This is a genomic window from Aldersonia kunmingensis, from assembly GCF_001646865.1.
In the GTDB taxonomy this organism is placed as follows: Bacteria; Actinomycetota; Actinomycetes; order Mycobacteriales; family Mycobacteriaceae; genus Aldersonia; species Aldersonia kunmingensis.
Genome location: NZ_LRRB01000126.1, coordinates 1 through 6,643, shown reverse-complemented (window position 1 = coordinate 6,643; position 6,643 = coordinate 1). Strand labels below are relative to the sequence as shown.

General features: G+C 66.5%; 1 protein-coding gene. It reads left to right on the top strand.

The genetic code is table 11. The features are described from left to right. Positions 1-6,643, top strand: a 6,643-nt coding sequence (locus A8G08_RS10110) for a non-ribosomal peptide synthetase (RefSeq protein WP_157108499.1), incomplete at both ends; no start/stop codon positions are given.

Here is a 6,643-nt window from a genome sequence, read left to right as displayed (position 1 = left end):
GCATCGCTGTTCATGGTGATCCATTCCGCGCTTGCACTCTGGGCTGCGCGCGCGAGTGCGACCACCGATATCGCGATCGGGACACCGGTGGCGGGACGCGGCGAGCAGGTGCTGGACAACCTCGTCGGCATGTTCGTCAACACGCTGGTGTTGCGCACCCAGGTCGACCCCGGTAAGGACTTCATCGACCTGATCCGCACCGCACGCGATGCCGATCTCGGAGCGTTCGGTCATGCCGACGTGCCCTTCGAGCGCCTGGTCGAGGTGCTCGACCCGGCCCGGTCGCAGTCGCACCACCCGCTGGTGCAGTTGATGCTCACCTTCCAGACCGCACTCGGCGAAACCTACGAGCTCCCCGGTGTCAGCGCCGAGGTTGTCGAGTTCGATTCGGGTGTAGCGAAGTTCGATCTGCAGCTGACCATCGGCGAGATCGCAGAGGGCGACCGTACGGCCCTGTCAGCGCAGTTCAACTACGCCATCGATCTGTTCGACGAGTCGACGGTGGCCGGGTTCGCCGAGCGTTTCCTGCGCGTGTTGCGTGCGGTGACCGCCGAGCCAACCCGGGCGGTGGGTGATTTGGACCTGCTCGCGCGGGCGGAGCGTGTGCGGGTGCTGGAGCAGTGGAATTCCGCCGGACCGGATACCGCTGCCGAGTCGACTTTGGTCGCGCTGTTCGACGCTGCGGTCGCGCGCCACCCCGAGTCGTTGGCATTGCGGTTCGGCGAGGTCGGGTTGAGCTATCGAGAGCTCGACGAGCGGGTGAACCGGCTGAGCCGCGTACTCATCGACGCCGGAGTCGGCCCGGAATCCCTTGTAGCCGTGGCATTGCCACGCTCCATCGACTTGGTAGTGGCGCTCTTGGCCACCGTCAAGGCGGGTGGCGGGTACTTGCCGGTCGATCCGACCTATCCCGCGGACCGGATCGCCTACATGCTGACCGATGCCGCGCCGGTGTGCGTGGTGACGACGTCGGACCGCGAGATCGACCTTCTCGACGGGCTGCCGCTCGTCGAGATCGACCGCATCGATCTTTCCGACGTCTCACCGGAACCGATCACCGAAGCCGACCGGCTGGCGCCACTGCGCCCCCAGAACGTCGCTTACGTCATCTACACGTCGGGCTCCACGGGACGCCCCAAGGGGGTGCCGGTACCGCACCGCAACGTGGTGAAGCTGTTCGCAAACACGCAGTCCACGTTCGGCTTCGACCATTCCGACGTATGGACAATGTTCCACTCCTACGCCTTCGACTTCTCGGTATGGGAGCTGTGGGGTCCGCTGCTCAACGGCGGCACCCTGGTGGTGGTCGACTACTACACCTCGCGATCGCCGGAGCAATTCCTGGATCTGCTGCGCCGCGAGCGCGTGACCGTGCTCAACCAGACGCCGTCGGCGTTCTATCAGTTGGCCGAAGCGGAACGCTTCGCCGATCCCGCCGCGCTGCCACTGGCGTTGCGGTACGTGGTGTTTGGTGGTGAGGCGCTGGAGTTGCGCCGGCTGTCGGACTGGTACGGCCGGCATCCCGATGACTCGCCGCGTCTGGTGAATATGTACGGCATCACCGAGACCACGGTGCACGTGTCGTATCGCGAGTTGGACCGCGCGACTGCCGCCTCGGCGACATCGAGCGTGGTCGGACGCGCGATCCCGGGGCTCCGGGTGTACGTGCTGGACTCGAGGTTACAGCCGGTGCCGGTGGGTGTTCCGGGCGAAATATATGTCGCGGGTTCGCAATTGGCGCGAGGCTATCTCGGCAAGCCGGATTTGTCGGCGGCACGATTCGTGGCCGATCCGTTCGGTTCACACGGCGGTGCGCTGTACCGTTCCGGCGACTTGGCCAGATGGAATCGCGACGGCGAACTGGAGTACCTCGGCCGCGCCGACGATCAGGTCAAGGTTCGCGGCTTCCGGATCGAGCTCGGTGAAATCGAATCCGCCGTGCTGGCACAGGATTCGGTCGCACAGGCAGCAGTGATCGTGCGCGAGGACACCCCTGGCGATCAGCGCGTTGTGGCCTATGTGGTGCCCGAGGCCGGCGCCGCCCTCGCAGTGGAGGACGTGCGCACGGGTGCCGGGGAACTGCTCCCCGCCTACATGGTGCCCTCCGCGATCGTGTTGGTGGACGCGATTCCGCTGACCGCCAACGGCAAGCTGGACCGCAAGGCGTTGCCTGCGCCCATGCTCGAGACGAAGGCCTATCGGGCACTGTCGACTCCGATCGAGGAGATCGTCGCCGGGGTGTTTGCCGACGTGCTGGATCTCCCGCAGGTCGGTGCGGACGACGACTTCTTCGAACTCGGCGGCAATTCGCTGATCGCCACCCGCGTCGTGTCGCGGATCGGCGCAGCGCTGGACACCGAGGTCGGCGTGCGCCTGCTCTTCGAAGCGTCGTCGGTGGAAGCACTTGCGGCACAACTGGAATCGCAGGCCGGTCGTGGCGGTCGCGTCCCGTTGGTGGCCGGTGTGCGTCCGGAACTGGTGCCGCTGTCATTTGCGCAGCAGCGGATGTGGTTCCTGAACAAATTCGATATTCATTCCGCGGCCTACAACTTGCCGATCGCGATCCGGCTCACCGGTGCGCTGGACGTCGAGGCGATGCGGTTGGCCATCGGCGACCTGCTGCGGCGGCACGAATCGCTCCGCACGCGGTACCCGGAGCACGGTGGGGTACCGCATCAAGTGGTGCTGCCGACCGAGGCTGTGGTCCCGGCGCTCGACCCGGTCGATGTGTCCGAAGCCGATCTGGTCGCCGTGGTCACCGAGTTCGTCTCGGCGGGCTTTGATGTGAGCGAGCGGGTGCCGTTCCGGGCGCGCTTGTTCCGGCTACCCGACGCCTCGCATGTGTTGGCGGTAGTGGCTCACCACATCAGTGCCGACGGTTGGTCGATGCAGCCCCTGGCCCGTGATGTGGTGTCTGCGTACGCGGCTCGCTCGCAGGGTGTGGAGCCGTCGTGGGCACCGTTGCCGGTTCAGTATGCGGACTTCGCGCTGTGGCAGCGCGAAGTGCTTGGGTCCGAGGAGGATCGGACCAGTCTGCTGTCCGCACAGGCAGCGTATTGGCGGTCGGCGTTGGCGGGGTTGCCGGATGAGTTGAACCTGCCATCGGACCGCCCGCGGCCGACGATGCAGTCGTTCGCCGGTGGCCGGGTGAGTTTCCGGATCGACGAGGAAGTTCAGAACGGCCTCGAGGAGGTCGCGCGGGCCAACGGCGCCACGTTGTTCATGGTGGTGCATGCGGCGCTCGCGGTGTTCCTGGCACGGATGTCGGGTGCCGACGACGTCGCGATCGGCACCCCGATCGCAGGGCGTGGCGAGGAGAAACTCGACGACCTGATCGGCATGTTCGTCAACACCCTGGTGCTGCGGAGCCATGTCCGCCCGGAGTTGTCGTTCACCGAGCTACTCGATCAGACGCGAGAGACGGATCTGGGTGCATTCGCGCATTCGGACATTCCGTTCGAGCGGCTGGTGGAACTCCTGAATCCGGAGCGCTCCACCGCACGCCACCCGCTGTTCCAGGTCGCACTGTCCTTCGAGAACCTTCCCCAGACCGAGGCCGAACTCCCTGGCTTGCGAATTTCGGCGCTCGACGTGCAATCGGACGTCGCCAAGTTCGATGTGCAGTTGACCGTGCGGGACGACGTGGATGCGGGAATGGCCGCCGAGTTCCTCTATGCTCGTGATCTTTTCGACGAATCGACGATGCAGTCGTTCGCCGATCGGTTCGGCTTGCTGTTGGCCGCGATCGTGGCTGATCCCGCCACGTCCGTAGGTGAGCTCTCAATGCTGTCATCGGCGGAGTACGAGCTGCTGACCCACGTGCACGGTGACGAGGTCATGGTGCGGGGATTGATGCCGGACGATTTGACGCACGGCGTAGCGCTGAACCCGGACAAGGTTGCCGTCCGGTACGAGGGACGCTCGATTTCCTATCGCGAGCTGGACGAGTACTCCTCCCGGTTGGCCCGCGTACTGATCGAACGCGGCGTGGGCCCGGAAACATTGGTGGCGCTGGCTTTCCCGCGTTCGTACGAGATGGTCGCAGCGGTCTGGGCGGTGGCCAAGGCCGGCGGCGCGCACGTTCCGGTCGATCCGACCTACCCGGAAGATCGAGTGCGGCACATGCTCACCGATTCCGGCGCTGTGCAGAGGCTCACGCTGCAGCGGTACGTCTCGGAGCTGCCCGAGCCGGGTACCTGGCTCGTGCTCGACGAGCCGGCCATCGATCCGATGCTGGCGGCGCAATCCGCGTCGGCGGTGACCGATGCGGATCGGTTGCGCCCGTTGCGGTTGCATCATCCGGCGTACATGATCTACACCTCGGGATCGACGGGTCTGCCGAAGGGCGTTGCCGTCACCCACGCCGGGCTGGGTGGCATGGTGGCGGCAGCGACCGAGCTCTACCAGATGACGTCGGACGGCCGGTTCCTGCATATCTGCTCGCCGAGCTTCGATCCTTCGGTCCTGGAGTGGACCGCTGCGTTCTATGTCGGGGCGACATTGGTGATCGTGCCGGCCGACATCATCGGCGGGCCCGAACTCGCAGCATTGCTGAAGTCGGAGCGGGTCACGCACACGCTCATCACTCCCGCGGTGCTCGGCACCGTCGATCCGGCCGGTATCACCGACCTCGAGGTGGTCTCCGTCGGCGGCGACGTGACCCCGCCGGAATTGGTGGCCAAGTGGGCGCCGGGACGGAAGTACTTCAACGGCTACGGGCCTACGGAGACGACGATCATTTCGTCCTACGCACGGTTGGAGCCCGGTCGGCACATCACGATCGGTTCGCCCGTGCACGGCATGTCCGCGATGGTGTTGGACCAGCGGCTTCGTCCAGTGCCGCCGGGTGTCGCGGGAGAGCTCTATCTCGCGGGCGGTGCGCTTGCCCGCGGTTATCACAATCGGCCGGACGTCACCGCCGAACGGTTCGTCCCGAACCCATGGGGCGCTCCGGGGGCGCGAATGTACCGCACCGGTGACGTGGTGCGCTGGTTCGCGGTCGACGGGGTGCCCACAGTGGCGGATCCGGGCGCGGCTCGGTTCGAACTCGATTATGTGGGGCGCAGCGACTTCCAGGTCAAGGTGCGCGGGTTCCGCATCGAGTTGGGCGAGATCGACTCCGTCCTGACAGACCATCCCGGCGTCGACTTCGCGGTCACAGTCGGCCATCGCACCGTCGAGGAAGTACAGTCGCTGGTTTCGTATGTCGTCGCGGCTGCGGGGCATTCGATCGGCGTTGCTGCGCTCACCGATTTTGTCGGTGAGCGGCTGCCGTCCTACATGGTGCCCTCCGCCATCATGGTGCTCGACCGGATTCCGTTGACCCCGGTCGGAAAGCTCGACCGCAAGGCTCTGCCCGAACCGGTGTACGCCGAAGCGGTCGCGTTCCGGGCGCCGCGCACACCGGTCGAGCACACCGTTGCCGAGATCTTCGCCGAGGTCCTCGGGGTCGAGAGGGTCGGACTCGACGACTCGTTCTTCGCCCTCGGTGGCGACAGCATCGTGTCCATCCAGTTGGTGTCGCGGGCCCGCGCACGGGGCGTGCTGTTCAGCCCGCGACACGTCTTTGAACGGCGCACCGTGGCAGGCATCGCCGAAGTTGCCGAGACCACGGAAGGCGAAGCGAAGGCGCCGGCGGCGCTTGCCGAACTGCCCGGTGGCGGCGTCGGAGACATGCCGCTGCCGCCGATCGTGCGGTTCATGGTCGAGCGCGGCGGTAGCTTCGACCGTTTCAACCAGACCGCCGTGCTGGAATTGCCGATCGGCATCGACCGGGAGCGCTTGTTGGCGACCCTGGCCGCGGTGGTGGACCGGCACGACATGTTGCGTGCCAAGCTGTTCCGCGACCCGAATGGCGCCTGGCAGCTCGAGACGCTTCCTGTCGGGGCGATCTCGGTGGCGGATCTGGTGACCCACGTGCCGCTCGATGCGATACCGGGTGCTGCGGTGTCCGGCACCGCAGCGCGGACGGAATTGGCAGTGGCGCAGCTGGATTCGGCGCTCGATCGCTTGGATCCGGCCAACGGCACTGTGCTGCAGTTCGTCTGGCTCGACCCCGGTGCGACCGAGTCCGGTCGGCTGATCGTTGCCGCGCACCATCTGGCGGTTGACGGCGTCACCTGGCGCATCCTGATTCCGGACTTCGTGGCCGCGTGGGCGCAGGTTGCCGAGGGGCGTACACCGGTACTGCAGGCGCCGGCCACCTCGATGCGGCGCTGGGCGCATGCTCTCGCGGAACAGGCGCGCGCGTCGGAGAGAGTCGCCGAGCTGCCGATGTGGCACGAGATCGTCGCCGGTCCCGACCCGTTGCTCGGGGCGCGGCCGTTCGACCCTGCCGTGGACCTCGCCCGGTCGGTGCGCAAGGTGAAGGTGCAGCTGCCGACCGAGGTCACTCGATCACTGCTGACCACCGTGCCCGCGCTGTACCACGGCGGCGTCAACGATGCGTTGCTCGCCACCTTGGCGCTGGCGGTGATGGAGTGGCGGGCCCGGCGCGGGCTCACCCAACCGTCGACGCTCATTCGGCTCGAAGGCCACGGGCGTGAAGAGGACGCTGTGCCCGGATCGGGCCTGTCCAGGACCGCCGGATGGTTCACCACACTCTTTCCGGTGCGGTTCGGGTTGGCCGGCATCGACATCGATG